Annotated in this window: 22 protein-coding genes, 1 tRNA gene and 2 pseudogenes; 14 read left to right on the top strand and 11 right to left on the bottom strand. The window is 57.4% G+C overall.

Annotation, left to right across the window (positions count from 1 at the left end; translation table 11 throughout):
* Positions 1-535 precede the first annotated feature (535 nt).
* The 8 genes and pseudogenes from HKD40_RS09230 to HKD40_RS09195 all read right to left on the bottom strand — a co-directional run.
* Positions 536-1,768: pseudogene (locus HKD40_RS09230) on the bottom strand (malic enzyme-like NAD(P)-binding protein); the annotation flags it as partial.
* A 162-nt stretch (positions 1,769-1,930) separates the two neighbouring features.
* Positions 1,931-2,362, bottom strand: a complete 432-nt coding sequence (locus tag HKD40_RS09225) for a GNAT family N-acetyltransferase (protein ID WP_169195445.1) — start codon at positions 2,360-2,362, stop codon at positions 1,931-1,933.
* Position 2,363: 1 nt separating this feature from the next.
* Positions 2,364-3,482, bottom strand: coding sequence for an anhydro-N-acetylmuramic acid kinase (locus HKD40_RS09220; RefSeq protein WP_169195444.1), 1,119 nt, complete (start codon positions 3,480-3,482; stop codon positions 2,364-2,366).
* A 9-nt stretch (positions 3,483-3,491) separates the two neighbouring features.
* Positions 3,492-4,484 (bottom strand): serine hydrolase domain-containing protein, encoded by a 993-nt coding sequence (locus HKD40_RS09215; protein WP_169195443.1) that lies wholly within the window; start codon positions 4,482-4,484, stop codon positions 3,492-3,494.
* 4 nt (positions 4,485-4,488) lie between these two features.
* Positions 4,489-6,216 carry an ABC transporter ATP-binding protein gene (locus tag HKD40_RS09210; protein WP_169195442.1) on the bottom strand — a complete coding sequence of 576 codons (1,728 nt, stop codon included), beginning with the start codon at positions 6,214-6,216 and terminating at the stop codon, positions 4,489-4,491.
* A complete protein-coding gene (locus HKD40_RS09205) occupies positions 6,213-7,055 on the bottom strand; it encodes an ABC transporter permease (protein ID WP_169195441.1) in 843 nt (280 codons plus the stop codon). The genes HKD40_RS09210 and HKD40_RS09205 overlap by 4 nt, the downstream gene beginning before the upstream one ends.
* Positions 7,055-8,014 carry an ABC transporter permease gene (locus HKD40_RS09200; protein ID WP_169195440.1) on the bottom strand — a complete coding sequence of 320 codons (960 nt, stop codon included), beginning with the start codon at positions 8,012-8,014 and terminating at the stop codon, positions 7,055-7,057. The genes HKD40_RS09205 and HKD40_RS09200 overlap by 1 nt, the downstream gene beginning before the upstream one ends.
* A gap of 55 nt (positions 8,015-8,069) precedes the next feature.
* Positions 8,070-9,587, bottom strand: coding sequence for an ABC transporter substrate-binding protein (locus HKD40_RS09195; RefSeq protein WP_169195439.1), 1,518 nt, complete (start codon positions 9,585-9,587; stop codon positions 8,070-8,072).
* 260 nt (positions 9,588-9,847) lie between these two features.
* On the opposite strand from HKD40_RS09195, the gene HKD40_RS09190 reads away from it, so the two are divergent.
* Positions 9,848-10,699 carry a MurR/RpiR family transcriptional regulator gene (locus HKD40_RS09190; RefSeq protein WP_169195438.1) on the top strand — a complete coding sequence of 284 codons (852 nt, stop codon included), beginning with the start codon at positions 9,848-9,850 and terminating at the stop codon, positions 10,697-10,699.
* Here HKD40_RS09190 and dgcA read toward each other — a convergent pair whose 3' ends face one another.
* Together dgcA and HKD40_RS09180 are read right to left on the bottom strand one after the other, a co-directional pair.
* Complete coding sequence (dgcA, locus tag HKD40_RS09185) at positions 10,700-11,686, bottom strand: N-acetyl-D-Glu racemase DgcA (RefSeq protein WP_169195437.1); 987 nt, start codon at positions 11,684-11,686, stop codon at positions 10,700-10,702.
* A gap of 111 nt (positions 11,687-11,797) precedes the next feature.
* Positions 11,798-11,874, bottom strand: a tRNA-Pro gene (locus tag HKD40_RS09180).
* A gap of 265 nt (positions 11,875-12,139) precedes the next feature.
* Between HKD40_RS09180 and HKD40_RS09175 the strand changes: the two genes are divergently transcribed.
* From HKD40_RS09175 to HKD40_RS09145, 8 genes and pseudogenes are all read left to right on the top strand, one after another.
* Positions 12,140-12,604 carry a hypothetical protein gene (locus HKD40_RS09175; protein WP_169195436.1) on the top strand — a complete coding sequence of 155 codons (465 nt, stop codon included), beginning with the start codon at positions 12,140-12,142 and terminating at the stop codon, positions 12,602-12,604.
* A complete protein-coding gene (locus HKD40_RS09170; RefSeq protein ID WP_169195435.1) occupies positions 12,601-13,272 on the top strand; it encodes a hypothetical protein in 672 nt (223 codons plus the stop codon). The genes HKD40_RS09175 and HKD40_RS09170 overlap by 4 nt, the downstream gene beginning before the upstream one ends.
* A gap of 15 nt (positions 13,273-13,287) precedes the next feature.
* Positions 13,288-13,446 (top strand): annotated as a pseudogene (locus HKD40_RS18055) (hypothetical protein); the annotation flags it as partial.
* A 45-nt stretch (positions 13,447-13,491) separates the two neighbouring features.
* On the top strand, positions 13,492-14,025 hold the full coding sequence (locus HKD40_RS09165; RefSeq protein WP_282567888.1) for a GGDEF domain-containing protein: 534 nt from the start codon (positions 13,492-13,494) through the stop codon (positions 14,023-14,025).
* Positions 14,026-14,284: 259 nt separating this feature from the next.
* Entirely contained in the window at positions 14,285-14,959 is a 675-nt protein-coding gene (locus HKD40_RS09160; RefSeq protein ID WP_169195433.1) for an RNA polymerase sigma factor, read from the top strand.
* A gap of 135 nt (positions 14,960-15,094) precedes the next feature.
* Positions 15,095-15,925, top strand: a complete 831-nt coding sequence (locus tag HKD40_RS09155) for a flagellin (RefSeq protein ID WP_169195432.1) — start codon at positions 15,095-15,097, stop codon at positions 15,923-15,925.
* Between the two features lie 64 nt (positions 15,926-15,989).
* Positions 15,990-17,705 (top strand): flagellar filament capping protein FliD, encoded by a 1,716-nt coding sequence (gene fliD, locus HKD40_RS09150; RefSeq protein ID WP_169195431.1) that lies wholly within the window; start codon positions 15,990-15,992, stop codon positions 17,703-17,705.
* On the top strand, positions 17,702-18,085 hold the full coding sequence (locus HKD40_RS09145; RefSeq protein ID WP_169195430.1) for a flagellar protein FliS: 384 nt from the start codon (positions 17,702-17,704) through the stop codon (positions 18,083-18,085). The genes fliD and HKD40_RS09145 overlap by 4 nt, the downstream gene beginning before the upstream one ends.
* A gap of 264 nt (positions 18,086-18,349) precedes the next feature.
* Here the strand turns inward: HKD40_RS09145 and HKD40_RS09140 are convergent, their stop codons facing one another.
* The gene (locus HKD40_RS09140; protein WP_169195429.1) at positions 18,350-18,583 is read right to left on the bottom strand and encodes a hypothetical protein; all 234 of its coding nucleotides are present in this window, start codon (positions 18,581-18,583) and stop codon (positions 18,350-18,352) included.
* Positions 18,584-18,861: 278 nt separating this feature from the next.
* On the opposite strand from HKD40_RS09140, the gene HKD40_RS09135 reads away from it, so the two are divergent.
* The 5 genes from HKD40_RS09135 to flgK are packed head-to-tail and all read left to right on the top strand — an operon-like array spanning position 18,862 to position 22,852.
* On the top strand, positions 18,862-19,137 hold the full coding sequence (locus HKD40_RS09135) for a flagellar hook capping FlgD N-terminal domain-containing protein (RefSeq protein ID WP_169195428.1): 276 nt from the start codon (positions 18,862-18,864) through the stop codon (positions 19,135-19,137).
* Between the two features lie 8 nt (positions 19,138-19,145).
* Positions 19,146-20,408, top strand: coding sequence for a flagellar hook protein FlgE (flgE, locus tag HKD40_RS09130; protein ID WP_169195427.1), 1,263 nt, complete (start codon positions 19,146-19,148; stop codon positions 20,406-20,408).
* On the top strand, positions 20,405-20,683 hold the full coding sequence (locus HKD40_RS09125; protein ID WP_169195426.1) for a hypothetical protein: 279 nt from the start codon (positions 20,405-20,407) through the stop codon (positions 20,681-20,683). Before flgE ends, HKD40_RS09125 begins: the two co-directional genes overlap by 4 nt.
* The gene (locus HKD40_RS09120) at positions 20,673-21,119 is read left to right on the top strand and encodes a hypothetical protein (RefSeq protein WP_169195425.1); all 447 of its coding nucleotides are present in this window, start codon (positions 20,673-20,675) and stop codon (positions 21,117-21,119) included. Before HKD40_RS09125 ends, HKD40_RS09120 begins: the two co-directional genes overlap by 11 nt.
* Before the next feature lie 11 nt (positions 21,120-21,130).
* Positions 21,131-22,852 carry a flagellar hook-associated protein FlgK gene (gene flgK / locus HKD40_RS09115; RefSeq protein ID WP_169195424.1) on the top strand — a complete coding sequence of 574 codons (1,722 nt, stop codon included), beginning with the start codon at positions 21,131-21,133 and terminating at the stop codon, positions 22,850-22,852.
* Positions 22,853-22,866 lie beyond the last annotated feature (14 nt).

The raw sequence follows: 22,866 nt of genomic DNA, 5'->3' as shown, positions 1-22,866 counted from the left end.
ACCTTGGCCAATCTGGCCTACAACTTCGACCGCCTCGTCTTCCACGAAAAGCGCGCAACCGCGCCATGAGTCTGCCCGGATGACCGGGAAACGCCGTCAATGGGCACCGCCGATCGCCAAACGCCGCGCCAAATCTGCTCAAACACGGAAATCAGACGACCACAATCGCAGCCGCAGGCTCAGCGAGCCAGTTCTTGCGGGTCTTCAGCTACGGCAAGTAGCGATGACATGATGCGCAAGAGCGAGAAGCCGAACATCTCTGACATTCTAATGCAATGGCACCAGAGCAGGATGCAGCTCAAACACTGCCGTTTGACTTTTATTTAAAAATGACAGAACAATAGGCAGTAACAAAACTATATTTTAGTTTTTTTCCAAATGGAAACGCGCTGTGACTTAACAGTGCAACAAAGTCACTTCCAAAGGGCGCACTCCCAGCAGAAGTGATTGGGCCCCGACTTTCGGTCGGGGCCCTTTTTATTAGTCTTTATTCCAAGAAGGCTTAGAGCCCGCGCAATTTGCGCAGGTTCACTGCATAGGTCTCAAAATCAGAGATCGGACGGCGCGCGACGCCGCTCTCTTCCGCTGCCTTTGCCACGGCGATCGAAACTCGCTCAATCAAACGCGGATCGAACGGGTTCGGGATCAGCTTCTCGCGACCGAAGGTGCTTGCAGAACCGTCAAGTTCGGCTTCCTGCGCCAGCTCAGCAATTGCCTGCGCTGCAGCTGCCTTCATCGCTTCGTTGATCGTGGTTGCGCCGCAATCGAGCGCGCCACGGAACAAGAATGGGAAGCACAGAACGTTGTTCACCTGGTTGGCATAGTCCGAACGACCCGTGCAAACCATAGCGTCTGGGCGCGTGGCCTTTGCCAATTCTGGCATGATTTCCGGAATTGGGTTGGAGAGACCCAAGATCAGCGGATTTTCCGCCATATTGGTCATCATCTCTGGCTTGAGCGCGCCAGCCTTGGAAAGACCAACAAACACGTCTGCGCCATCCATAACTTCGCTCAGCTGGGTCTTGTCGGTATCCTGAGCGAAAGCTGCACGCCAACTATCAACCGAGCCAACACGCGCGGTCGTGACGAGACCCTTGCTGTCCGCCAGCCAGATGTTCTCGCGCTTAGCGCCAACAGCGATGAGCATGTTCATGCAAGCGATAGCCGCAGCACCTGCACCCGATGTGCAGATCTTGATCGAGCCAATATCCTTGCCGATCAGCTTCATCGCATTGAGGACAGCAGCAGCCACGATGATCGCAGTACCGTGCTGATCGTCATGGAACACTGGAATGTTCATGCGCTCGCGCAAGGCTTCTTCGATTTCGAAGCACTCTGGAGCCTTGATGTCTTCAAGGTTCACACCACCAAAGCTTGGAGCGAGCGGCGCAACGATCTCGATGAACTTCTTCGGATCCTGCTCGTCAACTTCAAGGTCAATAGAGTCAATGCCAGCAAAGGTCTTGAACAGAACGGCCTTGCCTTCCATCACCGGCTTGGACGCCAGCGCACCAATATTGCCAAGGCCCAGAACGGCAGTGCCGTTTGAAATCACGGCAACGAGATTGCCCTTGGAGGTGTAGCGGTAAGCCGCCTCTGGGTTCGCTGCAATTTCTTCACAAGGAATAGCAACGCCTGGCGAATAGGCGAGCGAGAGGTCGCGCGTGTTCGCGAGTGGCTTGGTCGCGACGATAGCGAGTTTACCCGGGGTCGGATACTCGTGGAAATTAAGCGCTGCGTCCTTCAGGCTGGAATTATCGACGGTCATACGGTCCTACACATGTCGAAGGGGCGGCCAGCGATGACCGCCCCTCAATAGATTCGCCCATTTTGGGCCAGTAGGAGAATGAACCCAAATTACATCGAAAAGAGAACATAGCCTTTCGACGCATGGACGATAAAGTGCAAAAACGTCTACCGGTGCAAGACCTTAGTCCTGGCCTACAACAAGCGACTTCTTGAGGAAGCTACGCGTGTTACCCTTAGGAAAATCGGGCAGTTCGCCAAAAACTTCGTAACCAGATTTTTTGTAAACATGCAGCGCGTGCGCGCTGAACGTGTCGATGTGCGCCGAATGGCAACCGCGCTGGCGCGCTTCGGCCTCAGCCGCCTCAAGCATGCGACCAGCGAGCGATTGCCCGCGCGTGCTTTCATCGATCCACAGCCACTGGGTATAGAGCCAGCCCCAAGCCGTGTAGCCGGAAATCCCCCCAACGATCTCGCCGCTGTCGTTGCGCACGACCACGGCGAGATTTTGCTTTTCCGACGGCCCCACCATCGCCTGATTGAAAGAGGCAAGCCCCTTGCTGATGGTGTCGAGATCTTCAGCAGCGGGCGAGGCAGTGACGTCGAATACAAGCATTTTACTGAACCAGAATGCCACCAGTCATCGGATGCGGCGCACCCGTCGTGGTGGGGAAGCTAATCGGCATATTGCGCAGAACACGTACTGCGAGGAAGGCAAAGCATTCCGCTTCCACGGCGTCGCCGCGCCAACCCACAGCTTCTGCCGGCACCGCTTCCACGCCCGCACGGACATTGAGCATAGCCATGATTGCCGGGTTATGACGACCGCCCCCGCAAACGATCAGCTTGTCTGGACGTCCGGGCAGAATGTCGAGCGCCTTACCAACGGCCCCCGTGGTGAATGCCGTCAACGTCGCCGCGCCATCATCCGCGCCAAGGCCTTCGGCCATGGTGTGGAGGAAGTCGAAACGGTCGAGCGATTTTGGATAGGGCGCTGAGAGATATTTATGGGTCAAGAGTTGCGCGAGGCGCTCTTCGTCAACCGTGCCGCGCAGTGCCATCGCACCATTGCGGTCCATTTCGCCTAGGCCCAGCGACTTTACAAAGTCGTTGATCGGGGCATTGGCCGGACCTGTATCGAAAGCCACGAGCGTGTCTGCACCATCCCAATAGGTGACATTGGAAACGCCGCCCAGGTTGAGCACAGCGGTCTTGCCATCAACATGGCCCAGCGTGCGCAGCAACGCTTGGTGATAGACAGCCGCCAAAGGCGCGCCCTGCCCGCCAGCACGCACGTCCGCCGAGCGGAAGTCATAGGCAACAGGGATGCCGAGGATTTCGTTCATCAGCTTGCCATTGCCCAGCTGACGGGTTGCACCAATGCGACCCGGAACCGGCGCGCGGTGCAATACTGACTGGCCATGGAAACCCACGACGCCAATGTCCGACGGTTTGAGACCAGCTTGGGCGACGAGGTCGGCCACAGCCGCAGATTGCGCACGGGTCAGCGCATCTTCAGCCTTGGCGAAAATGGCCGGCTCTTCGCCCTCAAAATTCCAAACCCGGGCTTCCGCCAATGCCTGCTCCAGCATATCGCGGATGTCTGCGGGATAGGGCGCGAGCGTATATGCACCAAATTCGCTGATCGTCTCGCCATCGGTGCGCAACAGCGCAACGTCGATGTTTCCGTCCAGCACCGTGCCTGTCATCAGGCCAACAGCCCAAATCGGCTCCATGTGCGTCTCCTAGTTTGCGTTGATAGCGTCAGCCACAGCGCGACGGAGCGGAATAATACCGCTGTCGAAATGGCGCGTGGGGTGAACGCGATTGGTAAGAAGTGTCCAGGCATGACCGCGCTCGAAATCGAGCCAGAGGCCAGTGCCGGTAAATCCAGTGTGCCCGATGGTGGAAGAAGAGCTGAGCTCCCCGCCAGACCAGCCCTCATAGGGGCGCTCCCAGCCATGGGTGCGACGCCCCGAAAGCGGCGTGCGGATCAGTGCGTTTTCGCCCGCAGACTGCAGTTTTTCCGCAGCGAAGTCGAGGACTGAAGAGACCGTGCCAAATAGCCCTGCGTGACCAGCACCATTGAGCGCCGAGCAATTGTCGTCATGCACTTCGCCAACGAGAACGCGATGACGCCAATAGCAATCTTCGGTCGCTGCAGTATTGTCCGGATCAGCGCCCCAAGCAAACCCCTTGCCCGGATCAAGATCGCGGATCCAGCACTTGTTCAGCCGCTCCAGCACAAAGCCGAGAAGGATGAAGTTGATATCAGAATAGACCGAAGGTCCTGCCGTATACTCATATTGCAGAATAAGCGTACGCAGCAGGTCCGGGTCACGCCCATAGGCGTAGAAGGGAATGACGGCTGGGAACGGCGTCTGATGCCCGAGGCACTGACGGAAGGTAACGTTCCGCTCCCAATTGTCGAGATTGTAATGGCGGAAGTCTGGCAGGACGGAGGTGATCGGCTTGTCGAGGTCGATCGTCCCCGCTTCTGCCAAAGCCAGAATACGCTCGGTGGTAAAAAGCACTTTGGAGAGCGAGGCCAGATCGAACCAAGTGTCCTCGGTCATCGCCCGCGCCGCAGGAACGGTCTGAGCCTGCCCCATAACGCGGGTGACACGATTGCCGTCGCGATCGACAAGGCCCAAAATCCCACCGGGGATTTTACCGGCCTCAATCGCCGCCGCAACCGGCGCGAACGCCCGATCGAGCTTGCTCTCCAAAATACCCATAGGCCTAAGCCTCCAACCGCACCTGATGATCCGCCCCGGCCTGACGCCACTGCGCCGCTGGCGGTTCATAACCCACCGGACGCACGAGTGATGGCACTTGCGTATTGTCGACAGCAAAACTCTGACGACGACGCTCAACCGCCGGAACGGCGGAAATCAGGCGCTTGGTATAGCTGTGCTGTGGATCGGCCAGGATCGACTTGGCGTCGCCAATTTCCACCACCTGCCCCGCGAACATAACCGCCACGCGGTGCGAGATGCGTTCCACTACGGCCATATCATGCGAGATGAAGAGGTAAGCGAGGTTGAACTCTTTTTGCAGTTCAACCAAAAGCTCAATCACCTTGGCCTGAACCGAAACGTCGAGCGCCGACACAGCTTCATCGAGAACAACGACGTCAGGGTTGAGCATGAGCGCACGCGCAATGCACAGGCGCTGGCGCTGACCACCCGAGAACTGATGCGGGAAACGCACGAGCGCGTCTTCCGGCAAGCCAACACGTTTTAAGAGAAACAGCATACGCTCGCGCAGTGCTGCATCCATTTTGCCGCCATTGGCAATCGCTGGCTCGGCCAACAAAGCCTCAACGTTCAAGCGCGGATTGAGCGACGCAAACGGGTCCTGAAACACCATCTGGATAGGACGACGCGAGCGACCGGTTTTAGCGTCGATCTCACCACGGTGCTTTTGCACGAGGCCGAGAACAGCACGCGCGGTTGTCGACTTTCCGCAACCGCTTTCGCCGACGATCCCGAGCGTTTCGCCCGGCATCAAATCAAAGCTCACCCCATCAACGGCATGGATCGCGCCTGTCAACTTGAAGAACTTTTTCTTCATTGGGAACCGTACGGCCAGATCAGACACCTTGACGATTGGCTCCATGCCTTCGGCACGTGGGCTATCGGTGCGGACCGAGCGGCCCGAGGTGAAGTGTGGCACGGCATTGAGCAGATGCTTGGTGTACTCATGCTGGGGGTTGTCGAGCACTTCATCGGCAGCGCCCTGCTCCACACACACGCCATTTTGCATGACCATGATGCGATCAGCGATACCGGCAACAAGGCCGATATCATGGGTGATGAAAATCATCGACATCCCCGTCTCTGCCTTAAGCTCAGAGAGGAGCGCCATGATCTGGGCTTGCACGGTAACGTCGAGTGCCGTGGTCGGCTCGTCAGCGATGAGGAGGCGCGGGCTCGCGGCCAAGGCCATGGCAATCATCACGCGCTGGCGCATACCGCCCGAGAGCTGATGCGGGAAATATGCCGAGCGCGTTGCCGCATCCGGAATACGAACGCGCGCCAAAACCTCGAGCATCGCCTTTTTGGCCGCTTCGCCTTTGAGCCCGTGGCTCAGACGAAACGCTTCTTCGATCTGATCGCCAATCGTGTGGACCGGATTAAGCGAGGTCATCGGCTCTTGGAAGATCATGCCAACGTCGCGACCGCGCAGCGAGCGCATGGTCACTTCATCAGCCGAGGCGACATCGACCACAGTGCCGTCTTGGCGCTGCAGTTTGATCGACCCACTGATCACCTTGCCACCGCCAAAATCGACGAGGCGGTTGATCGACAACGCTGTCACCGACTTGCCTGAGCCACTCTCGCCAACGATGGCGAGCGTTTGTCCTGGCAGAAGGTCAAAGCTTACGCCATGCACGACTTCATTAGCCTGCGGATCGCGGCCAAAGCCGACCTTCAGATCTGTTACGGAAAGCAGTGGGGTGGTCATGCTGCCCTCCTCTGAGTACGCGGATCAAGAATGTCACGCAGCGCATCGCCGGTGAGGTTAAAGCCCAAAATGCCGAGCATGATGGTCAAGGCTGGGAAGATCATCAGCCACGGCGCCTGCTGCATCAAATTCTTGCTTTCGGCCAGCATCACCCCGAGAGACGGGGTCGGAGGCTGTGTACCAAGGCCAAGGAACGAGAGACCCGCTTCAGTGAGCAATGCCCACGCCAGAGCCAAAGTCACCTGCACGGCGAGCGGAGCCACAAGATTGAGCAGCAAGTGGCGGCTCAAAATATAGGGCTGCGACGAACCAAAAGTGCGCGCTGCATCGACGAAGTCGCGGTTTTTGAGCGACAGCGCCGGGCCACGCACAACGCGAGCAAAGATGGGGATGTAAACCAGCGCAATCGCGAACACCGAAGTGAATGTGCCCGGACCAACAATGGCAATGATGAGCAGGGCAAGCAGGATCGCTGGGAAGGCGAGCAGGATGTCCATGATGCGCATGAACAAGCCATCCCACAATCCGCCCCACCAAGCCGACAACAGGCCAATAATGGTGCCGACGACCGTCGCAATGGCCACCGCCGCAAAGGCAATGATCAGCGACTGACGAATGCCAACCATCAGACGGCTCAACGTGTCACGACCAAGCAGATCCGTTCCGAACCAATAGGTGGCGCTCGGCCCCTTGAGGCGGTCGATAGCAAAAAGCTTGAGTGGGTTGTGCGGCGTCAAACTCAACGCGCCCAAAATGGCGACGATGAGATAGACGGAAATGATAACCAGCCCGATCCGACCTGACGGATGCCGAGCAAGAGCGCCAAGAACTTTGCGCATCAGCGGTTTCCGATACGAATACGCGGATCGAGCGCCACATAGGCGAGATCGACCAGCAGGTTAACCACGAGGAAGTTGAAGGCGATAAACAGCACCGAGCCCTGCACCAGCGCATAGTCGCGCTGTGTGATCGCATCGAGCGTCAAACGACCAACGCCGGGCAGTGCAAAAATCTGCTCAACGATAACGGCACCGCCCAACAAATAGCCGAACTCGACACCCGCAAGGGTCACAACCGGGATCAGCGCATTCGGCAGTGCATGACGCCAAACAACGCTGCGCGGCGAAGCGCCCTTGGAGCGCGCCGTACGGATGTAGTCGTCACTCAACACATCCAGCATGGACGAGCGCGCAATGCGCGTCACAGACGCAGCAAAGGCAAAACCAAGCGTGATTGCCGGGAAAATAAGCTGACCAATGCTCGCCAATGGGTCCTGCAACAGCGGGGTAAAGGTCCCCATTGCAGGCACAAAGCCGAAGAATACTGACAGCACAAAAATGATCAGCACGCCGACGACGAAGCTTGGGGTCGATTGCCCCAGCATGGCCAGCATACGAATACCAAGATCGCTTGGACGCTCATTGCGAGTCGCTGCCAGAACACCGAGCGGAATACCGATAGACATGGCAATAACCATGCTCATCAGCGCCAGCTGCAAGGTGAGCGGGAAACGCTCGAGAATGACGGTCATGACGGGCTTGCCATAAATCGTTGAAATGCCCAGGTCGCCCTGGAACACGCCACCAATCCAGCGCAGATACTGCGACCAAACCGGTTGATCTATGCCGAAATAATTAGCCAATGCGGCACGCTGGTCGGGCGTAAGCAGCCCTGCTTCAGTGCCAAGCATGGCGGTGATCGCGTCACCCGGAACCATCCGGATTGCCCCGAATACGAGGATCGAAACCCCCAAAAGGATCAGCGGAAATGTGATGAGCCGCTGTACCACGTAATTCATAAAACCCGTCCTGCGGACGAGGCTGGCCGAAATGACCAGCCTCAGATTGCATTAATTACTGAATGGAGACCGTGGTCAGACCAAACAGAGTGCCTGTTGGCGACGATTCAAAGCCAACAACGTTCTTCTGCGAAGCGGTGTAGCTATAACCGGTCGAGAGCCACAGCCATGGAGCCTGTTCGGCCATGTGGCGTTCCCATTCCTGGAAGACTTCCTTGCGGGCAGCCGGATCGGTTTCCCACTGACCCTGCTTGAGCAGAGTGTCCGACTTTTCGTCGAGGAAGTTGGAAACCTTCTGCAGGTTGCCTTCATTGGTGAAGTAGCGGTTGTACATCGGATATGGATCCGGACGGCCGCCGTTCTGCGCAACTGCCATATCGAAATCACCCTTGAGCCAGGTGTCGACATAGACGTTGAGTTCCATCATTTCGATTTCGAGCGTTACGCCGATTTCTGCCAGCTGTGCCTGCAGAACCTGAGCCTGCGACGCTGCGGTTGGCGGCTCGCCAGTCGCTGCAATCACCTTGACGGAGAATGGCTCAACGCCAGACTGCTCCATCAGCGACTTCGCAGTTGCGATGTCCTGGTTGTAGCAAAGCAGGGTCGATGGGTCCTGAGCAAATGCTGGCATGGTCAGAGGACCGGTGACAGCACCTTCACCAGCAAGCGCTGCGTCAACGATTTCCTGACGGTTGATCGCGCAGCTCATAGCCTGACGCACGAGCAGATTGTCCATCGGCGCACGGGATGGGTTCAGCTGCAGCACGTTGTAAGCAAGACCGGTAACGCGGTTGAGCGTCAGGTTCTGCTCGTTCGGGACGAGGGTTGCAACCAGCGGGTCGTTGAGCAGAGCAAAGTCGGTCTGGCCAGCGCGGAGCGAAGCCAGGATCGCGGTTTCGTCTGGCAGAACCGAGATGTTGATGCCTTCGATGGCGATTGCGCCACCAGCCCATTCGGTGTTGGTCTTGAGAACTTCCTTGGAGTTTGGCTCCCAGGATTCAAGAATGAACGGACCCGAGCCAACAGCAGTGTTGCCGACGTTGCCAGCTTCAATTTCGCTAGCAGGAACGATCGCCGCGTTCACGGTTGCCATAGCAACCAGCAGCGGCACGTCTGGGGTCGAGAGGTTGAAAACAACGGTCTCAGCATCTGGGGTGTCGATGCTCGCGATGGTCAGGAAGTTCGCGCGCGCAGCGGCACCGGTTGCTTCGTCCATAAGACGATCAAACGAAGCCTTGACGTCAGCTGGGGTAACAGCCGCACCGTTGGTGAACTTGGCCTTTGGATCGAGCTTGAAGGTCAATGTCTTTGCGTCTGGCGCAAATTCCCAAGACGCAGCGATCGCAGGAACAACGTTCAGATCTGCGTCCAGACGAACCAGAGGCTCATAGATCAGCTCAAGCAGGCGGAGCGAAGAAAACGCAGTCTGCTTGTGTGGATCAAGGCCAGTGGCGTCCTGCGACCAAGCCATATTCAAAGTTGCGGCCTGTGCCGGCAGCGCAAAAGCTGCGGTCGACAGAGCCGTTGCCACGGCAAGCCCAGCGATGAGCTTACGGGATGTCATCCAGTTCATACTTCCCTCCATAGGACCAGCCTGAACACAGAGCTCGGCTGGATTGGTATCGACGCCCTTGCTCTTTTAGGAGCCAAAGCGAACGCCCGGCAGGATTAAACCTGTCTGGGGCAATTCCAGCTAGCGTATGAACCCACACCCTTCTCTGTCAATAATTTTCAGATGTCTTGTCTCGTTTGAACTTTTGTTACACACAAGAGTCAAATCTGCGAACAAATTGGCTAAGACCGGTTTCGCAGAGGAGGATGTGAGGAACAGCTTTGGGCATACAGTCGACGATTGAAGCTTCGACCAGTAAATTTACCCCAGCAACACAGCGTGTGGCCTCGGCGGTGCTCGCAAACCCAACCCTGGTCATGGAAAAGACGATTTCCGAATTGGCCAGTTGTTGCGACACATCAGTGGCTTCCGTGGTGCGATTCTGCCGCATCCTCGGTCTTTCGGGTTATGCCCAATTGCGCATGACGCTCGCGACGGAACTGGGCCGCGAAGCCGCTCAATTTGGCTCCGCCCAAACGCTCGGCGCTGAAATCGCCAAGTCCGACACCCTCCAAGAGATCGCCTCAAAGATCGCATCGCTCGAAATGCTCGCCATTGATGAGACTGTGAGCGGGCTCGATTATGAAGTGCTGGATCGCGTTGTAGCGCTCATTGACCAAGCGCCCCGCATTCTACTGTTTGGAATTGGCGCGAGCCAATTTGTGGCGCGAGATCTCCACCACAAGCTTTTCCGCATCGGCCGCAGCGCGTTTCTTCTCACCGATACCCATGAGGCATGGTCTTCAGTTCTGCTCGCACCAAAGAGCACAGTGGCCATCGGCTTCTCGCACTCGGGCGAAACAGCCGACACGGTGCGGTTCGTAGAACTGGCCCGCGACGCTCACCTGCACACACTGGCCATCACCGGCAGTCCAGATTCCTCTATCGCCCGCGCCGCGCAGGATCGCCTCACGACCAGCGCCCGCGAAAGTCACCTCCGCGCGGGCGCTATGGTGAGCCGCATTGCGCAACTGCTCATTGTCGACTGCCTGTTTATGGGCGTCGCGCGTCAGCGCTATGATGAAACCATCGACGCCCTACAACGCACGCGCGACGTTACCCACCCGCGCTGATCACTGCCCCCAAAGCGTCATTGCCGCCATGTCGATGACCCCATCACGATAGATAAGACCACCGGGACGATCTTGCGCCAGCAAAAGTGGACCATCCAAATCCACCCAGCGCGCCGATGCCGCCAACAGCGCAGCAGGGGCCATAGACAGCGAACTGCTCACCATGCAACCAACCATGATCGACATATTAAGGTATTGAGCGCGTTCCACGACCGCCAAAGCCTCCGTCAGTCCACCAGTCTTATCGAGCTTGATGTTGATCGCATCGTACCGCGTTACCAACTCGTCGATCCCGGCGAGCGCATGTGCGCTTTCATCGGCGCAGATCAAGACCGGATGATCAATTTCGGCCAAACGCCAATCATCCGATGCCGGCAGCGGCTGCTCGACCAGCTCAACCCCCAATTGCGCTGAGAGCGCCAACATCGGCTCCAGTACGTCCGCGGTCCAGCCCTCATTGGCATCCACCAAAAGCCGTGCATTGGGCACAGCCGCCCGCACAGCTTTAAGCCGCTCCGCATCGCCCTCAGCACCAAGCTTCAATTTCAAAAGAGGCATATGCGCGGCCTTACGTGCGGCCTCGGCCATACTCTCAGGCCGATCAAGGCTAATGGTGAAGGCTGTCGCGACATGTGACGGCAACTCCAGCCCACACATATCTGCAACTCTTAGCCCCCGCTCCCGCGCTTCTAAATCCCACAGCGCACAATCCAGGCCATTGCGCGCGGCGCTCGGCTTCAGCGCCTTGAGCAGACCCTGACGATCCAGCCCACCAGCGATCAAGCTGGCCATAGTTTCAATCGTTGCGACCGTTTCCGCAGGCGTTTCACCATATCGCGGATAGGGCACGCATTCGCCCCGCCCAATGACGCCGTCGCGCTCGATCTCAACTGTGACCACGGCCTGTTCGGTACGGCTCCCCCGAGAGATAGTGAACTTGCCGGCGATAGGGAAAACATCGATCGAGGCACGAAGGTGTGTAGTCATTCTATGGGCTCAATTATAGGCGGTCAGCAGGAACCGGCGCTGCTCGATTTCTGCGGGGTCACAACACGTCTAGCAACAAAAAACCCGGCCTCAAAAGAGACCGGGCACAATTGGTCGGAGTAGAGTGATTCGAACACTCGACCCCCTGCTCCCGAAGCAGGTGCGCTACCAGGCTGCGCTATACTCCGTCAGGCACAGCAATCATTTCTGACTGCGTTGCTTGGCTAATAACGCCCTAACTGAACATCTTCAAGCACCCTCGCACTCAAATTCTATGCGCCCAATGGCACTGAATGCAACGCTCGGAGTTCATCCCATTCCGATCACAAATCACGTTTCCGCGATAATTCGAATGGCACAACCACACCGATATCGTTAAACACATTGAAATAACAATGACGCCACAATCCAAGACGCCCAATAGACTTCAATACAATACTTTAGAGGATATGATTGAGCTCCACCAAAGCAGCCAATAAGCCTAAATCTCGACGCGGATTACCGCTTCGATCATTTATCGCTCTGGTGATTTTTATCGCCATGCTGCCTCCGGTAGTGATGCTCTCGTTAACCCTAATGCGCGTTTCAGACGCCAACCGTGAGACGGCGGAACAGCGCTTCCTCGACAACGCTGCGCTGATTGCCGGGCTTGTCGAGAGTGCGGTGGCGGCGCACGCTTCAATGATCAGCTCCCTAACAGCAGATCAGGATCAACTCATTCCGCTCGCCCGTCACTTTGGCGGCAATATCGACATCACCCGGCAGCCCAGTCAGAGCCTCGCCGAGAGCGCGCCGCAAACATGGCGGCTGGGCAATCTCTACGACATTGAAGAAGGGGTGAGCGGCCGCGTCCCCCTCACCATCCCTCTGGCAAACGGCGACAGCCAGATAAATCTACACGCGACGCCAAGGCGTTGACGCGCAATATCGATCTCTCGTCTAGCGCCAATTCAGACCTGCTGATCGCGCGCGTCGACGGCAATGGCCGCGTGGTTGCGCGCTCCGCCCAGCAGGAGCGGTTTTTGGGCCGTCCGGTGCCGACATGGAGCGCGCTGCTTGCTGTCGGCGCCGATACCGGCCTTTTTGACGCTGAAACGTTAGAAGGCGACACAATCACCTTCGGCTTCTCGAAGGTGAGAAACACAGACGGCTGGGCGGTCGTAATCGGGCTACCCAAAGCGGTCTTCCAAGCACGTTGGCAAGAACCGATGGCCGTGCTGGCCATTGGCGCAATTATCACCGTCTTCGCAACGATTGCCCTCTCGAGTTGGATGGCCTCGCTCATCGTTACCCCGGTGACAGGTCTTGTGCAGCGCGCCCGCAGTATTTTGCGCGATGAACCTTTGGCTGAGGACTTGGCCCCAACTCCAGTCATTGAGTTGGCCGAACTCCAGACGGCGCAGACGCGCGCCCAACAAGTGCTGCTCGAACGCGCACGTGAGCTCTCCATCAGCAATCAACGGTACCGCGCCTTGGTCAAAGTTGGCGCGCTCGCTACGTGGCGCACCGACGTTGAAGGCAAGAGGCTTGAACTGGAAGGCTGGGAAGAGCTCAGCAATGAGCCGTGGCAGCACGATCCAAGCTAGTCAAATCTCGTTCACCCCGAAGACAGCCCCTACACAGCCGACGTCTGGGAGCAAAAACGTCGGTCTCCAGAACCCTTGGTCTTGGAGTTCCGCATCAGGGTGGGCGTAGATGACACTGCGTGGATTAAATGCAGGGGCGCTCCCATTCTCAATGACCTGGGCGACGTCATCGAATGGATTGGCACATTCGAGAATATCGATGAGCAGAAGCGCCAACATTTGCGCATCAGCCATCTCGCCTATCACGACAGCCTCACCGGCCTTGCCAATCGCAGTCAATTGGATGAGCACTTAGAACAAGCCTGGGAAGGCTTGGAGCACCAGCGCCAAAGCGCGCTCCTCTATATCGACCTTGATCGGTTCAAACAGGCCAATGATCGCTATGGACACGCCGTTGGCGACGAAATCCTGCGCCATGTCGCCGAGCGCCTCCAAGGCCTAACGCGGCCCGGGGACATTGCTGCCCGCATGGGCGGGGATGAGTTTGCCCTTGTCCTGCATGACATTCAGGACCCCAGCGTTGCCCTTCTCGTGGGCATGCGCATCGTCAAAACGCTCTCCCGGCCCTACAATCTCTCAGGGCAGCTGATCGAAATCGGCGCCAGTGTCGGCATCTCGCTGCTGACGGTCGACAGCGTGGACATCGTCTCGTGGCTCAAGCAAGCCGACAGCGCTCTTTACGCCGCCAAATCGGCAGGTCGGAACCGCTGCATGATGTTCGAAGAGTTCGATAAGGTCGAGCAAAAGCTCTAACCTGCCGCAAAGCGCTTCCGTTCCCAAAAAATCTTCTGTGTCGCAGTAGGCAAAACTTGCGCACACTAGGCTTTGTATTTCCTAACGAATTCAATTAACCATGAGCCCAAGCGGCACATTTTTCCTAGCAAGCGAGCACATATTACCTACTAACTCATTGAAAAATATATATTTTTATAAAATATCAGCGCCTGAAAACTGCCGGACAGCCGTGTAACTGTTGACCCCTCATTGCGAGGGAGAAACGCAGGAAGCGGACATGATGGTTGAAATGGCTGCCGAGAAATTCGGCGACAGCATCACAGGACCAGTGCGAAACGATCAGTTTTCGCCCCGTGTTGTGCAGGCGCCAGTGCCAACAGAACGCCCCATGGACGAAGACGACCTCCTCTTAAGACGCATTGCCGAACACGACGAGGCTGCTTTCCGCGCGCTGGTTGAACGCCATGTCGATCGCGCCTTCGCCCTTGCCTTGCGCATCCTCAACAACGAAGCCGACGCTGATGATGTCGTACAAGATGTGCTGCTGAAGGTTTGGACCACTCGCGGTACGTGGCAGGAAGGTCGCGCGCGTTTTTCAACCTGGCTTTATCGCGTCGTCACCAATCGCTGCCTTGACCTGCGTCGTCGCCCACGCACCGAAGACATCGAAACTGCCCCTGATGTTCAGGATGATCGCCCGGATGCCGTCACCACCATCCACCAAGGTGAAGTGGGTCTTTTGCTCGAAAAAGCGATGAGCCGCCTGCCCGACCATCAGCGCATTGCCGTGATTTTGGCCTACCACGATAATTTATCTAACCCCGAAATTGCAGAAATTTTGAACACGACCGTCTCGGCTGTGGAGTCCCTTTTGAAGCGCGGACGCCAGCATTTGCGGCATAATTTGCGAAATGACGAAGTCGACATTCTGGACTCTTTTACCAAGGGTTAACCATAAGCCTCACATCGGCTGAATTTTCTCCGCCCGACTTGCGTCACTCCCACCGTTCTACTGTCAGACGCGGCGATGCTGCGACAGCGGCCCCAGAATGAAGGGCCGCAGACATCAGTACTTAGGAGTAGGTCCATGCCTGTTATTTCCACGAACATTGCTGCAAACTCGGCTGTCCGTCACCTGAACGCAAACTCGGCTGAGCAGAGCGCATCGCTCGCCAAGCTCGCTTCCGGCACCCGTATCGCACAGGCATCTGACGACGCTGCTGGTCTTGCTATCTCGACCCGTATCTCGTCCGACGTGACCACTCTGACCCAGGCAGCGACCAACGCTTCCCACGGTATCTCGATCCTGCAGACTGCTGACGGCGGCGCTGCAAACATCTCCGACATTCTTCAGCGTATGAAGGCACTGGCCGCTCAGTCGGCTTCGGGCACCGTAACCGACGGCGAACGTACCTACATCAACGCTGAATTCACTCAGCTGATCGAAGAAATCGACGGCATCTCGACCGGCACCCGCTACAACGGCGAATCGCTGCTCGACGGCACCTCTTCGCAGGACTTTGCGGCCGGCATCAACATCATGGTCGGCTCGGACGCCGGCGACATGATCTCGCTCAAGATCGACCTGCTGGACTCCACGACGCTCGGCGTTAACGCAGCAGCTGTCGACACCCAGCCAAACGCACTCGCTGCAATCGCCCTGATCGACGACGCAATCGACGACGTATCGAACGCACGTGCAAACATCGGTGCTCTCGAATCCCGCTTCGCATTCCGCGGCGCTTCGATCGCAACCTCGGTTGAGAACCTCTCGGCTGCTAACTCGGCAATCGCAGACGTTGACGTCGCTGCTGAATCCGCAAAGCTCGCTTCGGCTAAGGTCAAGACCCAGGCTGCAGTTGCAGCAGCTGCCCAGGCATCGCAGATGCCACAGGAACTTCTCAAGCTCCTGAACTAATCACCGTCTAATCGGGCGCGCTGACCATCAGCGCGCCCGAACTCTTTATCTATGGAGTTGAATTTTGAGCACTGTTAGCACCACGTCGTCCGCAACCCCCGCTGCGACCACGACCGTCGTTGCGGCGCCGAAAACCTCCACGACCAAGCCGGTAAAAGAGCCGAGTGACGGCACCAATATCGACTGGGCCGGACTGATTGAAGAATCCGTCAACGCCAAACTGGCGAAAGCGACTTCCATCGATCTCAAGATCGATGCGAACGACCTAAAGATGGCAGCCTATCAAGACGCCAAAAACCTACTGTCATCGCTTCAAACCGCAGCCAACGCTCTGCGCGCGCCATCTGGCAGCACTGCAAGAAGCACAGACGCTTTCCTGTCGCGTAGCGCCTATTTGACCGCCAATGGCAACGTCAATGCAGCTTCAGTTTTCTCTGCAACGGTAGATCCAGCCGCCGATCAGGGCACCTATAAGCTCGAAGTCGTGCAGCTCGCGACCGCTCACAAGATTTCCAGCGGCACCGTCGCTACCAAAACATCAGACCTGAACATCACGAGCGTCATTTCGCTGGGCGTTGAAGGCGGCACCCCCTCGACCCTCTCCATTACAGCTGACATGTCGCTAATGGAGATTTCCGAGGCCATCAACAAGACCAAGGCCTCATCGGGCGTTCAGGCGAGCATCGTCCAGGTCACTCCAAACGACTTCCGCTTGATCCTGACGGCGACCGAAACCGGCAAGTCGATCACCTCCGAAGTCCTCTCGGGCGATGACGCGCTGGGTGCACTCGACCTGACCAATCCGGCAGGTGATTTCGCAACTGTACTTCAGGACGCCCAGCAGGCGATCGTCCGCGTCGATGATCTGGAAGTTACCCGCTCGTCGAATGAGATCAGCGACATCATCACCGGCACGACCCTCTACCTCTATCAGGCCACACCGCCCGGCACCTCGATCACTCTGGAAGTCGACGCCAACGTCAACAATGTCAAAACCGCCATTCTCCAGCTGGTCGAGGCCTATAACGCCTACCGCGACTTCGCTGTAAAGCAGCAGACATTGCCCAGCCGCACCTACGATCCACCGCTGTTTGGCGATGGCACAATGCGCAGCGTTAACGCTTCTATCGGCGACGCATTGGCAACGGCCATTGGCTCAGAATCAATGAGCCTACTCGGCCTGACTTACGACAATCAGAACAAACTCGTCATCGAAGAAGACAAGCTTGATAATATTCTACTGACCAATTTATCGGCAGTTCAGAACTTGCTTAGCTTCGGCATGACAACGTCGAATACCAACATCCAGCTGTTGGCGCGCGGCTCCAGCTTACCACCGGATTTTACGCTCGACATCGAAACCGACGTCAATGGCGTTCTAACCGGCGCGACCGTAAACGGCCAAACTGGTCTGTTCACTGTTTCCGGCTCGCGCCTCGTCGGTGCCGCTGGCACGGCGTACGAAGGCATCTCTCTGGTTTACACCGGCAACTCTCCAGCTGCCGTTGACCTCTCCTTCAAGACGGGCATCGCAGAAAAGCTCTTCAACGCGGCCAATGGCGCCACCAGTGGCTCCGGCTCTTTGACATTGCTGATCAACAACTTATCATCTCAGAGCACCGAGATGACCAAGCGGAGCGATAACATTCGGTCGCAGGCAGAAGCCTATCGCACCACCATATCGATGCGCTATGCCCGATACCAAGCAGCCATTGCCCAGGCTGACTCCATGAAGGACTATCTGAGCACCCTGCTCGACACCTGGAACGCCAAGTCATGATGCAGCAAGCCATGGCGGTTAACGCCTATCGCCAAGCGGCGACCCAAGTTCATCCGATGGTCGCAGTGGTCAAGCTTTTTGATGAAGTCTTGCGCCGCATTCGACGTACGCAACTAGACCATCAGAATAAGCGGATGGAAGACGCGTATAATAATATATCACGCGCCTCCCTCATCTTGCGCGGACTCGCAGCCAACTTGCGCACTGAAAAAGGCGCAGATATGGCTGAAACACTAAAGCATACCTATATTGCGAACATGATCGCAATGAACACCGCATTCGGGAAACCTGATGCAGTTGAACGGTATGACAAGATCATTGAAGGTCTCAAAGAACTGCGCAATGCTTGGGCCGAAGTGGCCGGCATGCCAGCTATCTAAATAGATCCCCTCAGTGGTCTTGATTGTGAAAGCAATCGGCCACAACCAGGAGGGGACGTGGACGTCTAAGAGTTTGAGGCGCATCTCGCGCAGTTCGGCAGCCGGTTCGAAGATTGGCCATCCAATCTGCGATCATCTGCCTTTATCCTCACCTCGCTCAACTCCACGGCCAAGTCGCTGCTCGACGAAGACAGTCGCCTCCGGGCCATCTTTGCCGAACAGCCCAAGCTCCGAGCTCCTGCGGACCTCGTCGAGCGGATCATGCTAGCGGCACGTCAGTCCGACACCAATCGGCGCTAAAATAACTTTTTTTGATATTTTTTTGCCGCCCATTTTACATGGGCGCGCATAGTCATTCCGCTGCCCAAGCACGAATTCACCGTGCATGATCTTGAACAGCCGCGCCTGCCCCGGTGAGTAGTTTACCAAGAACTGCAGGAGCCGTTTGGCTATATCGCGTTTAGCAGCGCCTGCATTACAGCAGTACAGACCAACCACCCGGCAACTCCTGACGCTGCGCATTGGCTGTTACGGCAAAAATTGCCGACCCTATACAATCCCATTACTGATTTTATTCTATTCTCCCTGCAAAAATTGCAGCGCACCAACTTTATAATTCCAAGTCAAAAGCCCTAAACAACTTACATACAGCAAAAAATCTGCGCCTGAATTCCTGACCTCGCCCGTTTCACTAATAGCGCCCTATGGCGTCCATTTTTGAAATCTGTCGACGGCTTGCTGCTCCCACCAGCGCCACCGACGCCTTGGGGTTCACCATGAGCATTTCAGCGCTTTCATCCGCAGCGGGCACCTCCAACTCTTTAGCAACGTCTACCGCGCGAAAGGGTGGCCTCGATACCGACGCCTTCCTGCGCCTCATGGTCGAACAGCTCCAAAACCAGAACCCGCTCGACCCGACTGACTCCAATCAGTTGCTGAGCCAGATGGTTTCCTACGCCAGCTACAACGAACAGTCCGCGACCCGCGAAAGCATGGCCGAGCTGACCAAGCTCGTGAAGAACATCGCCACCTCCCTCGATATTCAAGTCTGAGTTATTAAATGAGCCTTTCAGCAGCACTGGGCGCAGCCGTCACCGCCTTGAACTCGCAGAGCTCCGCCCTGTCGATCATCTCGACCAACTTGGCCAACAGCTCGACCAACGGTTACAAGTCCATCGACGCGAGCTTCGCCAGCCTCCTGTCCGGCGGCACATCCAAGGCCAGCAATGGCACTGGTGGCGTATCGGTCGCTAGCCGTCAGAACGTCCTATCGCAGGGCCTGCTCAGCCACTCGTCCAGCTCCACCAACATGGCGATCACCGGCAACGGTTTCTTCATCGTCTCGGGCGGGCAGGAATCGAAAGAACTTGGCTACACCCGTAACGGCGAATTCGGCGTCGACGAAGAAGGTTTCCTCGTCAACAATGGCCAGTATCTGATGGGCTGGGCAACCGACGCTTCTGGCGTCGTCACCGGCAGCGAAAGCGCTGACGCCCTCAGCTCGATCGACACAGACGCCATCGCGACCATTGCTTTGCCAACGTCGAACATGACGCTGATGGCCAACCTCCCAGCCGAAGCAGCTGACGGTTCGACCTTCACCTCCGCGCTCGAAATCTACGACAGCTTGGGCACCGCAGGTTCGATCGACGTCACCTGGACCAAGGTTGGCCCACGTGAATGGACGGCACAGTTTGCTGACCCAACCATGGCAGGCGGCGGCGCCGCAACAGGTACCGTAGCCAGCCCGGCTATTACCATCAACTTCAACGCTGACGGCACACTGGCCAGCACCAACCCGAACCCACCAGAACTGCTCGTCACTGGTTGGGCCACTGGCGCTGCGGACTCGACCATTTCGCTGAACCTCGGCTCGCCGGGCACGTCGTCTGGCCTGAGCCAGTATTCGAGCGGCGCGACAACCCCAGCGGTTGAAGTGAAAAGCTCGCACGATGGTGTAGGCCTGGGCGCTCTGAGCGGCATCGAAGTAACCGACGCTGGTATCGTAAAGGCGCTTTACGATAACGGTCTGTCCCGCGCGATCTACAAGGTTCCACTGGCAACCTTCTCGAACGCAAACGGCCTGACCGTTTCCGACGGTGGCGTTTATTACGCAACAACAACCTCGGGCAATGCAGCTCTGCGCACCGCAGGTGAAGGCGGCGCCGGGACCATCTCTGGCAGCCGTCTCGAAGTATCGACAACCGATACCAACTCTGAGTTCTCCAAGATGATGGCTGCGCAGCAAGCCTACTCGGGAGCCGCCCAGGTGATGTCGGCGGCGAACTCGATGTTCGACACGCTCATCTCCGCCGTTAGATGAGTTCTTCAGAACAAAAGGAAGACGCGCATTTTGCGCGTCTTGCCGTTCTGAAAGCCCAAATCGAACAAGAGTTCGGCGCGGGTAAGGAACCGCCCCCTGCCGAACGCGAAGCGCGCCTAATCGCGCTTCTCGCCTCAGTACAGACCCTCATCGAAGACCTCTCGCACATGCGCGATGAAATCGGTGAGCAACTCCAGGGCTCCGCCAGTGGCCTTCTAGCCAATGCGGCGTACCGCTCTTCAGCCGGACTTGGAACGAACCGAAATGACCAGTGAACAGACCGAACTCGACACTCAATTTGGCGTCCTGATCACTCTGATGACCGAACTGACGGCATTGCTGGACCGTGAAAACCGCGCCCTTGAGGCCGGACTGCGCACTTCTCTGGCTTTCGCTGCAGAGCAAACCCACGAGCGCAAGGCCGAACTCAGCGCCGAGTTGGAAACATGGGTTAGTCAGGTCCGCAGTGGTCAGATCAATCTCGGCTTGGCATCACCAGACGTCCGCGAGCAGGTCACGGCCAGCTCCGAAGCTCTTGACGCTGTCGTCAAAGAGAACATGGAGCGGCTGAAGGCGGGCATTGAAACCACCCGCACCCGCGTTGAGGCGATCATGAGCGCCATCCGCGAACAAGCAACTTCCGAAGGCGCCTATGATGCAACCGGCCGACGGGCCCGCATCTCCGACGCCCCATCAAGCCTATTGGTATAAGGTCTCGCGCAATGTCGTTTGCTGCAATCCGTAATACCGCAACCAGCGCACTCGCCTCGTCCCAGGTGAATATGCAGATTGCGGCGTCAAATATCGCCAACGCAGATACCGCTGGGTACACGCGAAAAACCGGCACCCAATTGATGACCGCCACAGGCGGTTTGGGAGCCGGTGTTGAAGTCGCCTCAGTCAGTGGCTCAGCCGATAAATATCTGCTCAAAAGCCTCAATGCAGCAACCAGCGAACTCGCTTCAGCATCCGCTCTGAAGCAGTTCGCTGATCGCGTTCAGGCCCTGTTCGGCACCATCTCTAGCGATGGGTCGAGCAACACGCTCGCTAACCACGTATCGGCTTTTGAAACCGCACTGGCTCAGCTCTCTGGCACCCCGGAAAGCCAGACCTTGCAGGTTCAGCTTGTCGACACGCTCGACACTCTGGTCAGCAATCTGCGCGCCATCTCCACCGGCACCCAGAGCCTGCGCGCCAGCGCGGACGAAGGCATTGCCGACGGCGTTACCACGGTCAATCAGCGCCTCGAAGCCATCCACGCGCTGAACAAAGACATTAAGCAAGCTGCAGCCCGTGGCGACATGACGGCAGATCTCGAAGATCGCCGCGCCGTAGCGCTTCAGGACATTGCCGCTGAAATGAATGTTTCGGCCTATGTCAGCCCAGACAACACCATGAAGATCTACAGCGCCTCTGGTGCAGCCCTTCTCGATGGCACTGTCCATAAGCTGAACTACACCGGCTCGGCTTTCGTCACCACCGAAACGGTCTTCAGCCCGATCATGTTGGACGGCAAGAACGTCACCAGCGCGATCACCTCTGGCAAGATTGGCGCGCAGCTCTATCAGCGCGACGTCAACCTGCCCGCGACCCAGTCCGAGATTGATACCTTCGCGCAGTCGCTGATCGAAAGCGTCAACGCGGCCTACAATCAGGGCACCAGCCTGCCTGCCCCGTCCAGCGTCACCAGCAACGCCCAAGTTGTTGGCACGGACGCGCTCAACGGTAACGGCACTTTCCGCGTCGCCGAGATCAATCCTGACGGCACCCTGGTCGCCTACAGCGACTTCGACCTTGCGAATTACGCAACGTTCGACGATTTCGCAGCAGCGATCGATGCCGTACCAGGACTTGATGCCAGCATTGACGCGAGCGGCAAATTCTCCATCAGCTCGACCGCTGGCAATGGCATCTCCTTCGCCGATATTTCGAGCGACATTGGTGGCAAGGGCGTTTCCGCCGCTTTCGGGTTTAACGATCTGATCGTTGGAACCGATGGCCGCAATGTCGCCGTTCGGGCGGACATCCGCGCCGCGCCGACCGGGCTGTCGACAGCCTCACTCAGCACGGACGATCCGCTCGTCGTCGGCGCCAGCGCCGCTGGCGTCTCGCCTGCCCTCGCTAAGACCCTCCAAAAGAGCGTCACCGATAAGCATGATTTCCCCGCCGCTGGTGGCCTCGCCGCAGCCTCGTCAAGCTTTGCCTCATACGCTGGCCTGATCGCCTCGCGCTCAGCCATCAGCGCGAGCACAGCTGGCAACACGCTCGACAGCAAGCAGAACACCTACGAGACCCTCACCACCGCCATTTCCGCACAAAGCGGCGTGAACGTTGATGAAGAAATCGCCCGCGTTTCTGAGCTTGAGCAGCAATACACCACTGCAGCCCAGCTGCTGCAGGTCCTCAATGACATGTTCGATGCCCTTCTGGGCGTTGTGAAGTAAGGGAGGCACTTCGC

Source organism: Devosia sp. MC1541, from assembly GCF_012847305.1.
Classification (GTDB): Bacteria; Pseudomonadota; Alphaproteobacteria; order Rhizobiales; family Devosiaceae; genus Devosia.
This window is presented reverse-complemented; position numbering and strand designations above follow the sequence as displayed.